Annotated in this window: 20 protein-coding genes; 2 read left to right on the plus strand and 18 right to left on the minus strand. The window is 72.9% G+C overall.

Features of this window, described 5'->3' with window-relative positions:
• Positions 1-82: 82 nt before the first annotated feature.
• The 11 genes from lgt to hisI form a co-directional block, all read right to left on the minus strand.
• Complete coding sequence (gene lgt, locus ACZ7JA_RS33690) at positions 83-1,132, minus strand: prolipoprotein diacylglyceryl transferase (protein WP_470812229.1); 1,050 nt, start codon at positions 1,130-1,132, stop codon at positions 83-85.
• 82 nt (positions 1,133-1,214) lie between these two features.
• On the minus strand, positions 1,215-1,994 hold the full coding sequence (locus ACZ7JA_RS33695) for a DsbA family protein (RefSeq protein ID WP_470812231.1): 780 nt from the start codon (positions 1,992-1,994) through the stop codon (positions 1,215-1,217).
• Positions 1,995-2,101: 107 nt separating this feature from the next.
• Complete coding sequence (gene trpA, locus ACZ7JA_RS33700; RefSeq protein ID WP_470812233.1) at positions 2,102-2,920, minus strand: tryptophan synthase subunit alpha; 819 nt, start codon at positions 2,918-2,920, stop codon at positions 2,102-2,104.
• A complete protein-coding gene (gene trpB / locus ACZ7JA_RS33705) occupies positions 2,917-4,200 on the minus strand; it encodes a tryptophan synthase subunit beta (RefSeq protein WP_351670391.1) in 1,284 nt (427 codons plus the stop codon). Before trpB ends, trpA begins: the two co-directional genes overlap by 4 nt.
• Before the next feature lie 244 nt (positions 4,201-4,444).
• Positions 4,445-4,639 (minus strand): tryptophan biosynthesis modulator TrpM, encoded by a 195-nt coding sequence (trpM, locus tag ACZ7JA_RS33710; RefSeq protein WP_470812236.1) that lies wholly within the window; start codon positions 4,637-4,639, stop codon positions 4,445-4,447.
• 21 nt (positions 4,640-4,660) lie between these two features.
• Complete coding sequence (gene trpC / locus ACZ7JA_RS33715) at positions 4,661-5,470, minus strand: indole-3-glycerol phosphate synthase TrpC (RefSeq protein ID WP_351670397.1); 810 nt, start codon at positions 5,468-5,470, stop codon at positions 4,661-4,663.
• A gap of 133 nt (positions 5,471-5,603) precedes the next feature.
• Complete coding sequence (locus ACZ7JA_RS33720) at positions 5,604-6,041, minus strand: DUF2752 domain-containing protein (RefSeq protein WP_351670400.1); 438 nt, start codon at positions 6,039-6,041, stop codon at positions 5,604-5,606.
• Between the two features lie 97 nt (positions 6,042-6,138).
• A complete protein-coding gene (locus ACZ7JA_RS33725; protein WP_351670403.1) occupies positions 6,139-6,396 on the minus strand; it encodes an HGxxPAAW family protein in 258 nt (85 codons plus the stop codon).
• A 167-nt stretch (positions 6,397-6,563) separates the two neighbouring features.
• Positions 6,564-7,202, minus strand: a complete 639-nt coding sequence (locus ACZ7JA_RS33730) for a TIGR02234 family membrane protein (protein WP_351670406.1) — start codon at positions 7,200-7,202, stop codon at positions 6,564-6,566.
• Between the two features lie 51 nt (positions 7,203-7,253).
• Complete coding sequence (locus tag ACZ7JA_RS33735) at positions 7,254-8,732, minus strand: anthranilate synthase component I (protein WP_389304246.1); 1,479 nt, start codon at positions 8,730-8,732, stop codon at positions 7,254-7,256.
• Between the two features lie 11 nt (positions 8,733-8,743).
• Positions 8,744-9,139 (minus strand): phosphoribosyl-AMP cyclohydrolase, encoded by a 396-nt coding sequence (hisI, locus tag ACZ7JA_RS33740; RefSeq protein WP_393431597.1) that lies wholly within the window; start codon positions 9,137-9,139, stop codon positions 8,744-8,746.
• 139 nt (positions 9,140-9,278) lie between these two features.
• Here hisI and ACZ7JA_RS33745 point away from each other — a divergent pair, with 139 nt between their 5' ends.
• Together ACZ7JA_RS33745 and ACZ7JA_RS33750 are read left to right on the plus strand one after the other, a co-directional pair.
• Entirely contained in the window at positions 9,279-9,914 is a 636-nt protein-coding gene (locus ACZ7JA_RS33745) for a TIGR03085 family metal-binding protein (protein ID WP_351670415.1), read from the plus strand.
• Between the two features lie 52 nt (positions 9,915-9,966).
• A complete protein-coding gene (locus tag ACZ7JA_RS33750; protein WP_351670418.1) occupies positions 9,967-10,365 on the plus strand; it encodes a VOC family protein in 399 nt (132 codons plus the stop codon).
• 3 nt (positions 10,366-10,368) lie between these two features.
• Here the strand turns inward: ACZ7JA_RS33750 and ACZ7JA_RS33755 are convergent, their stop codons facing one another.
• From ACZ7JA_RS33755 to ACZ7JA_RS33785, 7 genes are all read right to left on the minus strand, one after another.
• The gene (locus ACZ7JA_RS33755) at positions 10,369-11,622 is read right to left on the minus strand and encodes an MFS transporter (RefSeq protein WP_470812239.1); all 1,254 of its coding nucleotides are present in this window, start codon (positions 11,620-11,622) and stop codon (positions 10,369-10,371) included.
• A gap of 12 nt (positions 11,623-11,634) precedes the next feature.
• Positions 11,635-12,222 carry a helix-turn-helix domain-containing protein gene (locus tag ACZ7JA_RS33760; RefSeq protein WP_389304240.1) on the minus strand — a complete coding sequence of 196 codons (588 nt, stop codon included), beginning with the start codon at positions 12,220-12,222 and terminating at the stop codon, positions 11,635-11,637.
• Between the two features lie 144 nt (positions 12,223-12,366).
• Entirely contained in the window at positions 12,367-13,122 is a 756-nt protein-coding gene (gene hisF, locus ACZ7JA_RS33765) for an imidazole glycerol phosphate synthase subunit HisF (protein ID WP_389304238.1), read from the minus strand.
• Complete coding sequence (locus ACZ7JA_RS33770) at positions 13,119-13,523, minus strand: RidA family protein (RefSeq protein ID WP_351670427.1); 405 nt, start codon at positions 13,521-13,523, stop codon at positions 13,119-13,121. Before ACZ7JA_RS33770 ends, hisF begins: the two co-directional genes overlap by 4 nt.
• Complete coding sequence (gene priA / locus ACZ7JA_RS33775; RefSeq protein ID WP_351670430.1) at positions 13,520-14,245, minus strand: bifunctional 1-(5-phosphoribosyl)-5-((5-phosphoribosylamino)methylideneamino)imidazole-4-carboxamide isomerase/phosphoribosylanthranilate isomerase PriA; 726 nt, start codon at positions 14,243-14,245, stop codon at positions 13,520-13,522. Before priA ends, ACZ7JA_RS33770 begins: the two co-directional genes overlap by 4 nt.
• 3 nt (positions 14,246-14,248) lie before the next feature.
• Positions 14,249-14,893, minus strand: coding sequence for an imidazole glycerol phosphate synthase subunit HisH (gene hisH / locus ACZ7JA_RS33780; RefSeq protein ID WP_351670433.1), 645 nt, complete (start codon positions 14,891-14,893; stop codon positions 14,249-14,251).
• A complete protein-coding gene (locus ACZ7JA_RS33785; RefSeq protein WP_199210187.1) occupies positions 14,884-15,048 on the minus strand; it encodes a hypothetical protein in 165 nt (54 codons plus the stop codon). The genes hisH and ACZ7JA_RS33785 overlap by 10 nt, the downstream gene beginning before the upstream one ends.
• Between the last annotated feature and the right edge of the window lies 1 nt (position 15,049).

The raw sequence follows: 15,049 nt of genomic DNA on the forward strand, positions 1-15,049 counted from the left end.
GTCCGGCGGCACACGCGGGCCGGACACGGCGAAGGGCGCTCCGGAAGATCCGGAGCGCCCTTCGGCGACTGCCCATCGGCCGTCAGCCCTTCTTCGCCGACTCCGCCTCGTCCTTCGCCGGCACGGCATCCGCATCGGCGGGATCCCGGGGGTCGTCCGCGGCCTTGACCGCGGCCTTGCCACCGGCCTTCTCCTCGGCTGTGCCCTCGGCCTTGTGCCCGGTGCCGTCGCCCGTCCCGTCCGCGGCCCTGGCCACGGTGCCCTCGCCGGCGGCGTCCCCGGTCGCGGCCTCGGCGCCCGCGGTCCCGCCGTCGGAGACGCCCGGCTCGACCACCGCTTCGCGTCCGGGCCGCTTCCTGGCCGACACGACCATGTACGCGACCGCGAGCAGGAAGACGATCAGCGCGGTCCAGTCGTTGAGGCGCAGACCCAGGATGTGGTGGGCGTCGTCGACGCGCATGTACTCGATCCAGGCGCGGCCCACGCAGTACGCGGCGACGTACAGGGCGAAGGCCCGGCCGTGGCCCATCCTGAAGCGCCGGTCGGCCCAGATGACCAGGAGGGCGACGCCGATGCACCACAGGGACTCGTAGAGGAAGGTCGGGTGGTAGTAGCCCGGCACCCGGCCGCCCTCGGAGGAGGTGATGTGCAGCGCCCAGGGGACGTGCGTCTCACGCCCGTACAGCTCCTGGTTGAACCAGTTGCCCCAGCGGCCCATGGCCTGCGCGAGAGCGATGCCGGGCGCGACGGCGTCGGCGTAGGCGGGCAGCGGGATGCCCCGGCGCCGCGCGCCGATCCAGGCACCGAGCGCGCCCAGTGCGATCGCGCCCCAGATGCCCAGGCCGCCCTCCCACACCTTGAAGGCGTCCACCCAGTCACGGCCCTCGCCGAAGTACAGCTCGTAGTCCGTGATCACGTGGTAGAGGCGGCCGCCGACCAGGCCGAAGGGCACGGCCCAGACGGCGATGTCGGCGACCGTGCCGGACCGTCCGCCCCGCGCGACCCAGCGCTTGTTGCCGAGCCAGACGGCGATGAAGACGCCGATGATGATGCAGAAGGCGTAGCCGCGCAGCGGGATGGGGCCGAGATACAGCACCCCGTGCGACGGGCTGGGGATGTAGGCAAGTTCCATGGCAGGGTCGACGCTACCGTGCCGGCCCGGGCGGACGGCAAGCGGACGGGCTACGGGTCCATAACGGGGGCGTGGGAAACACTCACCCCTTGTTCTCCTGTTCCACCATCTGCTTCAGCTTCTCCGGGGTCATCGTCTGGTCGGCGTAGATGTTCTTGCCGCCCAGCAGGACGGTGGGCGTGCTGCCGTAGCCGCCGGTCTGGAACGCCTGGTGCGACTTGTTCACCCAGCCGTCGTGGGTGCCCTTGTTGACGCACGCGCGGAACGCCGGGGTGTCGAGGCCCTTCACCTTTCCGGCGAGCTGGATCAGCTTGGCGTTGTTCCCGAAGGCGTCGTCGGTCTCCTGGGGCTGGTTCGCGTACAGCACGTCGTGGTAGTCGCGGAACTTCCCGGCGTCCTGGGCGCAGGCCGCGGCGTTCGCCGCGCGCAGCGAGCCCGTGCCGCGGAGGTTGCCGTCGATCAGCCGGACCAGGTGGTAGTCGACCTTGAGCTTGCTCGCGTCGGTCAGCTCGTGCAGCGTCGGCCGGTACCGCGCCTCGAAGGCCATGCAGGCGGGGCAGCGGAAGTCCTCCCAGACCGTGAGCGTCGATCTGGCGCCGTCCTTGCCGACCGGGATCGCGAGGCTGTTCTGGCCCCGGGCGCCCGAGGGCACCACGACGGGCCCGGAGGCGGTGCTGCTCTTCTTGCCCTTGCCCGAGTTGGCGGCGATCACGCCGATCACCGCCGCGAGCCCCAGGACGCAGACGACGCTCGCGCCCACGATCAGCGTGCGGCGCCGCCGCTCGGCGGCCTTCTGCTTCTTGCGATCCGCCGCAATCCGCTCACGGGCGGTGCGCTTTCCGTCACGGTTCTTCTCGCTCACACCCCCAGAACGAACCGGGGAGGCGCAGCGCGCCTCCCCGACCCGAGGTCCACCCGTTCGGGTGACCGATTCTTCCGTTGTGAACGGATCACTCCGCCTATGGACGCTTACGCCTGTCCGCGCACGCCCTTGGCCAGGTCGCCGGCGAGCGCGCGCACCGCTTCGAGCCCGGCCGCGTGGTCGGGGGCGTCCAGCATCCGCTTGACGAACGCCGAGCCGACGATGACTCCGTCGGCGAACCCGGCGACCTCGGCGGCCTGGGCCGCGTTGGAGACGCCGAGTCCCACGCACACCGGGAGCCCGGTGCCGGTGGCGCGGGTGCGCTCCACCAGGTCCTGCGCCTGCGCGCCGACGGACGCGCGGGTGCCGGTGACGCCCATCAGCGAGGCCGCGTAGACGAAGCCGCTGCCCGCCTCGGTGATCCGCGCCAGACGCTCGTCCTTGCTGCTGGGGGCGACGACGAAGACGGTCGCGAGGCCGTGCTTGTCGGCGTGCTCCCGCCACAGGGCCGACTCCTGGACCGGCAGGTCGGGCAGGATGCAGCCCGCGCCGCCCGCCTCGGCCAGCTCGGCGGTGAAGCGCTCGACGCCGTAGCGGTCGATGGGGTTCCAGTACGTCATCACGAGCACGGGCTTGCCGGTGGTCTCGTGGGCCTCCCTGACCGTGCGCATGACGTCGGCGATCCTGACCCCGCCGCGCAGGGCGATGTCGTCGGCGGTCTGGATGACCGGGCCGTCCAGGACGGGGTCGCTGTGCGGCAGGCCCACCTCCACGACGTCCGCGCCGCCGTCGAACGCGGCCCTGATCGCCTCGATGCCGCCGTCCACGGTCGGGAACCCGGCCGGCAGGTAGGCGATGAGCGCGGACCGGCCCTCCGCCTTCGCGGCGGCGAGGGTGTCCGTCAACAGCCGGATGTTGCCGCTCACTTGGCGTCCCCCTCGATCTCTGCGGTGTCGGCTTCGTTGGCGGCCACCTCGGCGTCGGTGTCGTAGAGGCCGAAGTAGCGTGCCGCGGTGTCCATGTCCTTGTCGCCGCGGCCGGACAGGTTGACGACGATCAGGCCGTCCGGACCCAGCTCCCTGCCGACCTCCAGGGCGCCGGCGAGGGCGTGGGCGCTCTCGATGGCCGGGATGATGCCCTCGGTGCGCGACAGCAGGCGCAGCGCCTGCATGGCGGCGTCGTCGGTGACCGCGCGGTACTCGCCGCGGCCGGAGTCCTTGAGGTAGGAGTGCTCGGGGCCGATGCCCGGGTAGTCCAGACCGGCCGAGATGGAGTACGGCTCGGTGATCTGGCCCTCGTCGTCCTGCAGGACGTAGGAGCGGGAGCCGTGCAGGATGCCGGGCTCGCCGGCGGTGAGGGTGGCCGCGTGCTCGCCGGTCTCGATGCCGTGTCCGGCGGGCTCGCAGCCGATGAGGCGCACGTCCTCGTCGGGGATGAAGGCGTGGAAGAGGCCGATGGCGTTGGAGCCGCCGCCGACGCAGGCGATCGCGGCGTCGGGCAGCCGCCCGGCGCGCTCCAGGATCTGCCGCCGCGCCTCCACGCCGATGACCCGGTGGAAGTCGCGGACCATGGCCGGGAAGGGGTGCGGGCCGGCCACGGTGCCGAAGAGGTAGTGGGTGCGGTCGACGTTGGCGACCCAGTCCCGGAACGCCTCGTTGATGGCGTCCTTCAGGGTGCGGCTGCCGGACTTCACGGCCACGACCTCGGCGCCGAGCATGCGCATGCGGGCGACGTTGAGGGCCTGCCGCTCGGTGTCGACCTCGCCCATGTAGATGGTGCATTCGAGGCCGAAGAGCGCGCAGGCGGTGGCGGTGGCGACACCGTGCTGGCCGGCGCCGGTCTCGGCGATGACGCGGGACTTGCCCATGCGCTTGGTGAGCAGGGCCTGGCCGAGCACGTTGTTGATCTTGTGCGAGCCGGTGTGGTTCAGGTCCTCCCGCTTGAGGAGGACGCGGGCGCCGCCGGCGTGTTCGGCGAACCTCGGCACCTCGGTCAGCGCGCTGGGCCGGCCGGTGTAGTTCACCATCAGGTCGTCGAGCTCGCGGGCGAACTCGGGGTCGGCCTTGGCCTTGTCGTACTCGACGGCGACCTCGTCCACGGCGGCGACGAGCGCCTCCGGGATGAACTTGCCGCCGAACGCCCCGAAGTAGCCCTCGGCGCTGGGCACCTGGCCGGTGGGATCGGGAATGAAGAACTCGCTGGGCATACGGATACCTCGCAGGGGCTCAGGCCCCGGGTTGCTGGACTTGGGGTACGAGTACGCGCGCGCTGCCCTCAGCGGTGCCTCCCACGACACCCGCGCCTGCCGGTCGGTGCCGGCGAGGCACTTGCCTCAAGGGCCCGAGTCGGGTGGTGGGTGGGCGAAGGCCGGGGTTCGGGGGGGCGGAGCCCCCCGGGCGGTCCGCCCGACCGAGGGTGCGGATCAGACGGCGTTCACAAGAACCGTCGGCTCAGCTCACCGCAGGTGAAGCGCACGCGGAGGGACGCCATCGCATGCCGTTCACCTGACCGGGCTCGTCGCCGATCACATAGCGGACCCGCCGCCCGTGCACCCGCCGCGCGGGGGCACGGCAGCCACGGGGCCGGCAGCCGCGGGCGAGGCGGGCATAGGGGTCCCGCGTCGCCGGGGTGATCGGAAGCGTCATCGGAACCAGCTTAGCCGGAGGTCAGCCCCGCCCGTGCCGGAGCGCGGGGTGCTCGCCGGCGGCGACCAGGTCGGACACGGCGGCCTTCGGGTCGCGGCCGGTGACCAGCGACTCGCCGACCAGCACCGCGTCGGCGCCGGCGTTGGCGTAGGCGATGAGGTCGTGCGGACCGCGCACTCCGGACTCGGCGACCTTGACGAGGTGGTCGGGGATCTCCGGGGCCACCCGCTCGAACGTGCCGCGGTCGACGCGCAGGGTCTTCAGGTTGCGCGCGTTGACGCCGATGACCTTGGCGCCCGCGTCCACCGCCCGCTCGACCTCGTCCTCGTCGTGCACCTCGACCAGCGGGGTGAGTCCGATGGAGACGGCGCGCTCGATCAGCGACTCGAGGGCCGGCTGGTCCAGGGCGGCGACGATCAGCAGTGCGAGGTCGGCGCCGTACGCCCGGGCCTCCCAGAGCTGGTACGACGTGACGATGAAGTCCTTGCGCAGGACGGGGATGTCCACGCGGGCGCGGACCGCCTCCAGGTCGGCCAGCGAGCCGCCGAAGCGGCGCTGCTCGGTGAGGACAGAGATGACGGCGGCGCCGCCCGCCTCGTAGTCCGCCGCGAGCCCGGCCGGGTCGGCGATCGCCGCCAGCGCGCCCTTGGAGGGGCTGGACCGCTTGACCTCGCAGATGACCTTGACGCCGTCGCCCTTGAGCGCGGCCACTCCGTCCTTGGCGGGGCGGGCCTTCGCCGCGCGCTCCTTGAGCTCGTCGAGGCTGACGCGCGCCTGCCGCTCCGCGAGGTCGGCACGGACTCCGTCGATGATCTCGTCGAGCACACTCACGCGAGCGGCCCCCTTTCAGACGGTCGTTCCTTCAGGTTCCGAAACCTGTGGTCACTTGCGATGGTATCCGCAGGACGGCCGAGGCCCCGCATCCGGTGGACGCCGGTCCCATTACCTGGACGTTCACCGTCGATCAAGGATGCAGCCAGCCGCCGAACGGCAGGTTCCGGACAACGGTGAACACCAGCAGCAGCGCGCCGACGGCCCACATCCGGACCCGCCCCGGTTCGAACCGCACCGCCCGGCCGCGCGCCGCGCGCACCGCCCAGACGGTCCAGAGCACCGCGAAGCCCAGGTAGGCGGCCACCCCCGCCGCGTTGTCCTGCAGTGCGGTGAGGAAGTCGCCGTGGACGAAGGCGTGGGCGCTGCGCAGTCCGCCGCAGCCGGGGCAGTACAGCCCGGTCAGGTAGTAGAGCGGGCACACCGGGTAGTGGCCGGGCTCGTTGGGGTCGACGGTGCCGACGTAGGCGAAGGCCCCGGCGACGGCCGCGAGGACACCGGCCGGGACGGCGAGCCGGCTCCAGGGGGTGCTGGGCGTGGTGCGCGGGGCGATGCCGCTGTCGGGGTTCACGTCGGCATTGTGCCCCGCGTGCCGGCGGCACGCGCGCGAGGGGCGGCCCCACCGCGTCCGGTGGGGCCGCCCCTCGCGGGATGCGCTGCGGTGGGGCTCAGCCCTCGACGCCGGCCGGCTCGCGGGTCGCGGCGCGGGCCACGTGCGGCGTGGTGTGCGACTGCTTCGGCTGGCCGAGGCCCATGGCGCGCATGGCGGCGCCGACGACGCCGCCGAGGAGCACGATCACCATGCCCGCCCAGAAGCCGACCGGCTGGGCCATCACCATGAAGGCACCCGCGACGCAGAAACCGATGAAGGCGATGATGACGCCGGTCCAGGCGGCCGGGGTGTGACCGTGGCTGCTGCCCGCCATGACTTGCTCCTCGTTGCTTGTACGTGTCGAAGTACGTGTCCGTACGGTTCCGAGCGCGTCACCGTCCGTGCCGGGCGCTCTTACTCCATTGTCCCGTACGCACACGCGTGCCGGACGCGGGGGTGGCGTCTGGTTCGCCACATCCGGCGGGGGCGGCGGGCGCGGCCTCAGGCGCCGGTGGGGTCCTCGCCGCGGTCGAGGGCCTTCCAGATCTCCTCGGGGCGGTCGGGGTCGGCGGGCGCCGCCTTGCGGCGCGGGCGTTCCGAGCCGCGCTCGTAGCGGCCGGACATGGCGGGCCACAGGGTGCCGTAGCGCAGCGCCAGCAGTCCGGCGAGCAGGATCAGGACGCCGCCTGCGGCGGCCACCCAGGGCCAGCCGGTGTGCGTGAGTGCGGTCACCGCGGCCGAGGTGTCGCCGGTGGTCTCGGCGGCCTTCTCGTCCAGCGCGGAGCCGTCGGAGGCGCCGGTGAACGCGGCGGCGACGATGCCGGCGCCGCTGAGCGCGAGCAGCGCGGCGACGGCGAGGCGGCCGGCCCGGCGGACGGCGAAGACGGCGACGAGCGCGGCCAGGCCCACTATGGCGAGGGCCGCGGGGACGCCCGTGACGTCGCTGCCCTTCGCGGTCAGCGGGAACGCGCCGCCGGCCACCGTGGCGGTGCCCTCCGACCAGCGCTGCCGGGTCGCGAGCAGGGTCACGGCCGCGCCGAGCGCACCGCACAGCAGGGCCACGGCGAGGCTCCGCCGGCCGGACCGGCTGGGTGCGGCGGCTTCGGAACGGGGTTGAGGTACGGCAGTCACGTACTCCACTATCGCCTGAACCCCGGGTGAACCGTCACCCGGGGTTCGGCACGGGCCGTGCTAGCCGCCCAGCCGGTTGGCCGTGTGCACCGCCCGCAGCACGGCGGCGGCCTTGTTGCGGCACTCCTGGTCCTCGGCGGCCGGGTCGGAGTCGGCGACGATGCCCGCGCCCGCCTGCACGTACGCGGTGCCGTCCCGGAGCAGGGCGGTACGGATGGCGATGGCGGTGTCGGAGTCGCCGGCGAAGTCGAGGTAGCCGACGCAGCCGCCGTACAGGCCGCGCCGGGACGGTTCGAGCTCGTCGATGATCTGCATGGCGCGGGGCTTGGGGGCGCCGGAGAGGGTGCCCGCGGGGAAGCACGCGGTCAGCACGTCGAAGGCGGTACGGCCCTCGGCGACCCGGCCGGTGACCGTGGAGACGATGTGCATGACGTGCGAGTAGCGCTCGATGGACATGAAGTCGACGACCTCCACCGAACCGGGCTCGCAGACCCGGCCGAGGTCGTTGCGGCCGAGGTCGACGAGCATCAGATGCTCGGCGCGTTCCTTGGGGTCGGCGAGCAGTTCGTCGGCGAGGGCCTGGTCCTCCTGCGGGGTGGCGCCGCGGTGCCGGGTGCCGGCGATGGGGTGGACCATCGCGCGCCCGTCCTCGACCTTCACCAGCGCCTCGGGGGACGAGCCGACGACGTCGAACCCGTCGAAGCGGAACAGGTACATGTACGGCGAGGGGTTGGTGGCCCTGAGCACGCGGTAGACGTCCAGCGCGCTCGCCGTGCACGGGGTCTCGAAGCGCTGCGACGGCACGACCTGGAAGGCCTCGCCCGCGCGGATGCGCTCCTTGACGTCCTCGACGGCCCGGCGGAAGTCGGGGCCGCCCCAGCGGGCGGTGTACTCGGGCAGCTCGGAGGGCGGCAGCACGGCCGGGGGCTGGGCGACCGCGCGGCCGAGGTCGGCCTCCATGGCGTCGAGGCGGGCCACCGCGTCGGCGTACGCCTCGTCCACGCCGGTCTCGAGGTCGTTGTGGTTGATCGCGTTGGCGATCAGCAGGACCGACCCCTCCCAGTGGTCCATGACGGCGAGGTCGCTGGTGAGGAGCATGGTCAGCTCGGGCAGCCCGAGGTCGTCGACCTCGCCGGGGCCGATCTTCTCCAGCCGGCGGACGATGTCGTAGCCGAGGTAGCCGACCATGCCGCCGGTGAAGGGCGGCATGCCCTCCTGCGGCGGGGTGTGCAGGGTCTGGACGGTGGCGCGCAGGACGGCGAGCGGATCGCCCTCGACGGGGACGCCGACGGGCGGCGTGCCGAGCCAGTGCGCCTCGCCGTCCCGGGTGGTGAGGGTGGCCGCGGAGCGCACGCCGACGAAGGAGTAGCGGGACCAGGAGCGCCCGTTCTCCGCCGACTCCAGCAGAAATGTGCCGGGGCGTTCGGCGGCGAGCTTGCGGTAGAGCGCGACCGGGGTGTCGCCGTCGGCGAGGAGCTTGCGGGTGACCGGGATGACACGCCGGTCGGCGGCGAGCTTGCGGAAGGTCTCGAGGTCCATGGCGGCAGACCTTACTGACCGGCGGACGCCGGGCGGCCCCGCGGGACGCTCGCGCCGGGGTCGTCCTGGAACAGGACGTCCTCGTCGAAGCAGGTGCGGGCGCCGGTGTGGCAGGCGGCGCCGACCTGGTCCACCTTGACGAGCACGGTGTCGGCGTCGCAGTCCAGGGCGACGGACTTCACCCACTGGACGTGGCCGGAGGTGTCTCCCTTGACCCAGTACTCCTGGCGGCTGCGCGACCAGTAGGTGCAGCGGCCGGTGGTCAGGGTGCGGTGCAGCGCCTCGTCGTCCATCCAGCCGAGCATGAGCACCTCGCCGGTGTCGTACTGCTGGGCGATGGCCGGGAGGAGTCCGTCGGCGCTGCGCTTCAGGCGCGCGGCGATCTCGGGGTCGAGAGTGCTGGTCATGGGTGCCATTGTGCCGCGTGGGCCGGCCGCTTCCGGGTTCCTGTCCAGGGGATGGGCACCGGGTGGACGCCACCCGGGACTGGTCCGGGTGGCCGGGTGACGGGTGGGCGGACCGGTTACGGAGTCGTAGGCTGACTCCATGTCGACCTTCGCCAAGCGTGAACGGCTCCTGCTCGCCGACCTCTTGGAAACCGTCGGGCCGGACGCCCCCACCCTCTGCGAGGGCTGGCGGACCCGGGACCTGGCCGCGCACGTGGTGGTGCGCGAGCGCCGCCCGGACGCGGCGGGCGGAGCGCTGATCAAGCCGCTGGCCTCCCGGCTGGAGAAGGTGCTGGGCGAGTACGCCGCGAAGCCGTACGAGGAGCTGATCCAGCTCATCAGGACCGGTCCGCCGCGCTTCTCGCCGTTCCAGCTCAAGCAGGTCGACGAGGCCGCCAACACGGTCGAGTTCTACGTGCACACCGAGGACGTCCGCCGGGCCCAGCCGGACTGGGGCCCGCGCGAGCTGGACACGGTGTTCCAGGACGCGCTGTGGTCGCGTCTGGAGCGCACCGCCCGGCTGCTGGGCCGGGGTGTGCCGACCGGTCTGGTGCTGCGCCGCCCGGACGGCCAGACGGCGGTGGCGCACCGGGGCACTCCGGTGGTGACGGTGACCGGTGAGCCCTCGGAGCTGCTGATGTTCGCCTTCGGCCGGCAGAACGAGGCGAAGGTGGAGCTGGACGGCGACGAGAACGCGATCGCCACCCTGCACGAGTCGAAGCAGCTCGGCTTCTGACCGGGGTTCCGGGAGACCGGGCCGCCGGGACCGGGCAGCCGGGAGGCGCCGCATGATCAAGGTCGCGATGACCAGCGTGTTCGTGGACGACGTGGCGAAGGCGCACGCGTTCTACACGGAGGTCCTCGGGTTCGAGACCCGGCAGCACCTGGATCCGGGCGACGCCACGCCGTTCGTCACGGTGGGGGCGCGCGAGGGGGCCCAGCCGGATCTCCAGTTGCTGCTGGAGCCCGGGCAGGGCCCGATCGCGGAGCCGTACCGCACGGCGCTGTACGAGGCGGGCATCCCGTGCATCGTCTTCTCCGTGGACGACCTGCCGGCGGAGTACGAGCGGCTGCGCGGGCTGGGTGTGCGGTTCCCGCATCCCCCGCGGAGGCAGGGCCCGGTGCTCGCGGCGGTGTTCGACGACTCGGTCGGCAACCTGGTGCAGCTCACCCAGCCGGGGGTGTGAGCGTCAGCGGGGAAGTTCGGCGCGGCGGAGCCCGGGGACGCACAGGGCGACCACCCCGCCGAGCCCGCAGACGGCCGCGCTGGTCACGAACACCGGGCCGAGGCCGAAGGCCCCGACGGCGGCGGCCGCGAAGGGCATGCTCAGCGGAGCGAGGCCGAGGCTGACCACACTGGCGACGGCGGTCACCCGGCCGAGGTAGGCGGGGTCGGACAGGGTCTGCAGCAGGGCCCCGCACAGCACTCCGCTGAGCCCGGCGAGCAGCCCGATGAGCAGGGCGACGCCGACGGCGCCGACGAGCCGGGGCACGTAGGCCAGGGTGCCGATGGCGACGGAGCCGGCGAGGATCGCCCAGGCGGCGACCAGCCCGGCGCGCGGCACCCGGCCCCGGACGGCGAGCAGCAGCGAGGCGGCGCCCGCTCCGGCGCCGAATCCGGCGAGCACCCAGCCCATGCCGGCGGCGCCCCAGCCGCGCCGGTCGGCGAGCAGGGTCAGGCCGACGTTGAGCGGGCCGACGAAGCCGAAGTCGCCGAGGGCGATGGCGAGCATGAGCGGGGCGAGGACGCGGTGGCCGCGGATGTAGCGCAGGCCGCAGGCCAGGTCGGCCCAGGCGGTGGTGCGCGGGGCGCCGGGCCTGTCGTCGCCGGGCAGGGGGAGCAGGCGCACGGAGATCAGCAGCGGCACGGAGACGGCGATCAGCAGCCCGGCGAGGGCGAAGGCGGCCGGTGCGCCGCCCAGGGCCACGCCGAGCCCGCCGAGCGGGGCGCCGGCCACGCCCGCGCAGCGGATGGCGAGGCCGCGCATGCCCTGCACGCGGGCGAGCTGCCCCTTGCCGGTGATCCTGGCCGGGAGGGCGCCCACGGCCGGCATGAAGACGGCGTCGACGGTGCCGAAGAGCAGGGCCAGCAGCGCGAGCGGCCACAGTCCCGGACCGGTGAGGAACAGCAGGGCGGCCACCGCCAGGACGGCCGCGCAGCGCACGGCGTCGCTGCCGATGACGACGCGGCGCGGGCCGAGCCGGTCGGCGAGCACTCCCCCGCCGAGCATCAGCACGGCCCTGGGCAGTGCGCTGACGGACATCACGACGCCGGCCTCGGTGGGGGTGCCGGCCTGGACGGCGGCCCAGGACAGGGCGATGTAGTAGACGCTGTCGCCGAGCATGGAGGCGGTGTAGGCGCCGAGCCAGCGCAGCACGTTGGGGTCGCGGTGGGCGGCGCGGTCCTCGGCGGCGGTCGCCGGGGCCATGAGGGTGTCGGTCACGTCGGGCCCTTCTCAGACGCGGAACGGGAATCCGTACACGTGCAGCGCGACGTGCTCGCGCCCTTCGGTGCCGCCCTCGGCTTCGGCGGACCGGCCCAGCTCGTCGTACCTGCGGATCAGGGCGAGCATCTCGTCCTTCAGCGCGCGCAGTTCGGGTGCGGTGAGGCGGAGCAGGGACTCGCTGTCGGCCGCGGCCGTGTTCCACTCGGCGCTCCACGTGGGCCGCTCGTCGAGGTAGCGGCGGTAGAGGTCGGTGCGCTGGTCGTGGAAGAGCCGGGTCGCCGCGAGGTGCGCGGCCGCCTTCTCGGGGGCGTCCCGAAAGTCCTGGTCCCGGATGCTCACGCCCTCGGAGGACGGCTGCCACCAGCGTTCCCGGCCGTCCGCGCTCTGCGGCCGGGCCTCCTCGACGAGGCCGTGCTCGGCGAGTTTGCGCAGGTGGTAGCTGACCAGCGACACGGCCTCGTCGACCTGGTCGGCGAGGTGCGAGGCGGTCGCCTTGTCGGCCACGCACAGGGCTCGGTACAGCTTCATCCGCAGCGGGTGGGCGAGCGCTTTGAGCGTCCCCACGTCCGTGATGGGACGGCTTCCCTTGGCTGTCATGCCCCCGACCCTAGATGCGAAAGAAAAATTGCACAACAGATGTTGCGCAACTTTCCTTTCGCATCTTGCGGCGAGGACGTCCGGACCTGAGAAGGCCCCGGCCGCCCTGGTCGGGCGGCCGGGGCCGGCAGCTGTGGGACGGTGTCACCGCACGGGGTGGCCCGCCTCCCGCAGGGTCTGCTTGACCTCGCCGATGCGCAGGTCGCCGAAGTGGAAGACGGAGGCGGCCAGAACCGCGTCCGCGCCCGCGTCGACGGCCGGCGGGAAGTCCGCCAGCCGGCCCGCGCCGCCGGAGGCGATCACGGGGACGGTGACGTGCTTGCGGACGGCCGCGATCATCTCCAGGTCGTAGCCGTCCTTGGTGCCGTCGGCGTCCATGGAGTTGAGCAGGATCTCCCCGGCGCCCAGGTCGGCCGCGCGGTGGGCCCACTCGACGGCGTCGATGCCGGTGCCCTTGCGGCCGCCGTGGGTCGTCACCTCGAAGGCGCCGCCCTCGGTGCGGCGCGCGTCCACCGACAGCACCAGGACCTGCCGGCCGAACCGCTCCGCGATCTCCCGGATCAGCTCGGGGCGGGCGATGGCGGCGGTGTTCACGCCCACCTTGTCGGCGCCGGCCCGCAGCAGCCGGTCGACGTCCTCGGCGGTGCGGACGCCGCCGCCGACCGTGAGCGGGATGAAGACCTGCTCCGCGGTGCGCCGCACCACGTCGTAGGTCGTCTCCCGGTCGCCCGAGGACGCGGTGATGTCCAGGAAGGTCAACTCGTCCGCGCCCTCGGCGTCGTACACCTTGGCCATCTCGACGGGGTCGCCCGCGTCGCGCAGGTTCTGGAAGTTGACGCCCTTGACGACCCGGCCGTTGTCCACGTCCAGGCAGGGGATGACTCGGACCGCCAGGGTCATGAGGTCACGTCTCCTCTGAATGCCTCTAGTTCCACTTCGACCAGGATGCGCGGGTCGACGAAGCCCTGCACGACCAGCAGGGTCGAGGCAGGGCGGACGGAGTCGAAGAGCTCCTTGTGGGCGCGGCCCGCCGCGTCCACGTCCCGCACATGGGTCAGGTACATCCGGGTGCGCAGCACGGACCCGATGCCGAGGCCGAACTCACCGATCGCCTCGAGGGCGCTGGTGAAGGCCACCTTGGCCTGTTCGTAGGGGTCGCCCTCCCCGTACAGCACGGTGCCCTTGAAGGACGTCGTGCCGGCCACCAGCACCCGGTCACCCGCCGCGACGGCGCGCGCGAATCCGAAGCTCTCTTCCCAGGGACTTCCGCTCTGCACGCGCCGTACGGCCTCGGATGTCATGACGCCACTGCCTCCAGTGCCTCTTCCAGGGTGAACGCCTTCGCGTACAGGGCCTTGCCGACGATGGAACCCTCGACACCGAGGGGTACCAGCTCGGCGATGGCGCGGAGGTCGTCCAGGGACGACACGCCGCCGGAGGCCACGACCGGGCGGTCGGTGGCGGCGCAGACGTTCCTCAGCAGCTCCAGGTTCGGGCCCTGCAGGGTGCCGTCCTTGGCGATGTCGGTGACGACGTAGCGGGCGCAGCCCTCCTTGTCGAGGCGCGCCAGCGTCTCGTAGAGGTCGCCGCCGTCCCGGGTCCAGCCGCGGCCGCGCAGGGTCGTGCCGCGCACGTCCAGACCGACCGCGATCTTGTCGCCGTGCTCGGCGATGACCTTGGCGACCCACTCCGGGGTCTCCAGGGCGGCCGTGCCGAGGTTGACGCGGGTGCAGCCGGTGGCGAGGGCGGCGGCGAGGGTGTCGTCGTCGCGGATGCCGCCGGACAGCTCCACCTTGATGTCCATGGCCCTGGCGACCTCGGCGATCAGCTCACGGTTGTCGCCGGTGCCGAAGGCGGCGTCGAGGTCGACCAGGTGCAGCCACTCGGCGCCGGAGCGCTGCCAGGCGAGGGCGGCCTCCAGCGGGGAGCCGTAGGAGGTCTCGGTCCCGGACTCGCCGTGCACGAGGCGCACGGCCTGGCCGTCGCGGACGTCGACGGCGGGGAGGAGTTCGAGCTTGGCCATGGTCTACAGGGTTCCGATCCAGTTGGTGAGGAGCTGGGCGCCGGCGTCGCCGGACTTCTCGGGGTGGAACTGGGTGGCCCACAGGGCGCCGTTCTCCACGGCCGCCACGAAGGGCCTGCCGTGCGTCGACCAGGTGACCTTGGGGGCCGCGATCAGCGGGTTGTGCGTCTCCAGGGCCCAGTCGTGGACGGCGTAGGAGTGCACGAAGTAGTAGCGGGCGTCCGCGTCGAGGCCCGCGAACAGCTCGGAGTCCTCCGGCGCGTCGACCGTGTTCCAGCCCATGTGGGGCACCACGTCGGCCTCGAGCGGCGCGACCGTGCCGGGCCACTCGTCGAGGCCCTCGGCCTCCACGCCGTGCTCGATGCCGCGCGCGAAGAGGATCTGCATGCCGACGCAGATGCCCATCACCGGCCGGCCGCCGGACAGCCGGCGGTCGACGACCCAGTCACCGCGGGCCGCGCGCAGGCCGTCCATGCAGGCGGCGAACGCGCCGACGCCCGGCACCAGCAGGCCGTCGGCGTTCATCGCCTTGTCGAAGTCGCGGGTGATCTCGACGTCGGCTCCCACGCGCGCGAGGGCCCGCTCGGCGGAGCGGACGTTGCCGAAGCCGTAGTCGAAGACGACGACCCTCTTGCCGCTCAATTCCACACCTCCAGCCGCATGACGCCCGCGACCAGGCACATCGCGGCACCGATCGAGAGCAGCACGATGAGGCTGGTGGGCATCTTCTGCTTGGCGAAGGAGATGATGCCGCCGACCAGGAAGAGGCCGACGACGATCAGGACGGTGGACAGACCGGTCATG

The organism is Streptomyces sp. NPDC038135, assembly GCF_055601245.1.

Bases quoted from the DNA above. Each gene is read 5' to 3' on its own strand.
- lgt (WP_470812229.1), bottom strand. From the start codon at position 1,132: ATGGAACTTGCCTACATCCCCAGCCCGTCGCACGGGGTGCTGTATCTC.
- trpB (WP_351670391.1), bottom strand. From the start codon at position 4,200: ATGCCCAGCGAGTTCTTCATTCCCGATCCCACCGGCCAGGTGCCCAGC.
- trpM (WP_470812236.1), bottom strand. From the start codon at position 4,639: ATGACGCTTCCGATCACCCCGGCGACGCGGGACCCCTATGCCCGCCTC.
- ACZ7JA_RS33725 (WP_351670403.1), bottom strand. From the start codon at position 6,396: ATGGCGGGCAGCAGCCACGGTCACACCCCGGCCGCCTGGACCGGCGTC.
- ACZ7JA_RS33735 (WP_389304246.1), bottom strand. From the start codon at position 8,732: ATGGACCTCGAGACCTTCCGCAAGCTCGCCGCCGACCGGCGTGTCATC.
- hisI (WP_393431597.1), bottom strand. From the start codon at position 9,139: ATGACCAGCACTCTCGACCCCGAGATCGCCGCGCGCCTGAAGCGCAGC.
- ACZ7JA_RS33745 (WP_351670415.1), top strand. From the start codon at position 9,279: ATGTCGACCTTCGCCAAGCGTGAACGGCTCCTGCTCGCCGACCTCTTG.
- ACZ7JA_RS33750 (WP_351670418.1), top strand. From the start codon at position 9,967: ATGATCAAGGTCGCGATGACCAGCGTGTTCGTGGACGACGTGGCGAAG.
- ACZ7JA_RS33760 (WP_389304240.1), bottom strand. From the start codon at position 12,222: ATGACAGCCAAGGGAAGCCGTCCCATCACGGACGTGGGGACGCTCAAA.
- hisF (WP_389304238.1), bottom strand. From the start codon at position 13,122: ATGACCCTGGCGGTCCGAGTCATCCCCTGCCTGGACGTGGACAACGGC.
- ACZ7JA_RS33770 (WP_351670427.1), bottom strand. From the start codon at position 13,523: ATGACATCCGAGGCCGTACGGCGCGTGCAGAGCGGAAGTCCCTGGGAA.
- priA (WP_351670430.1), bottom strand. From the start codon at position 14,245: ATGGCCAAGCTCGAACTCCTCCCCGCCGTCGACGTCCGCGACGGCCAG.
- ACZ7JA_RS33785 (WP_199210187.1), bottom strand. From the start codon at position 15,048: ATGACCGGTCTGTCCACCGTCCTGATCGTCGTCGGCCTCTTCCTGGTC.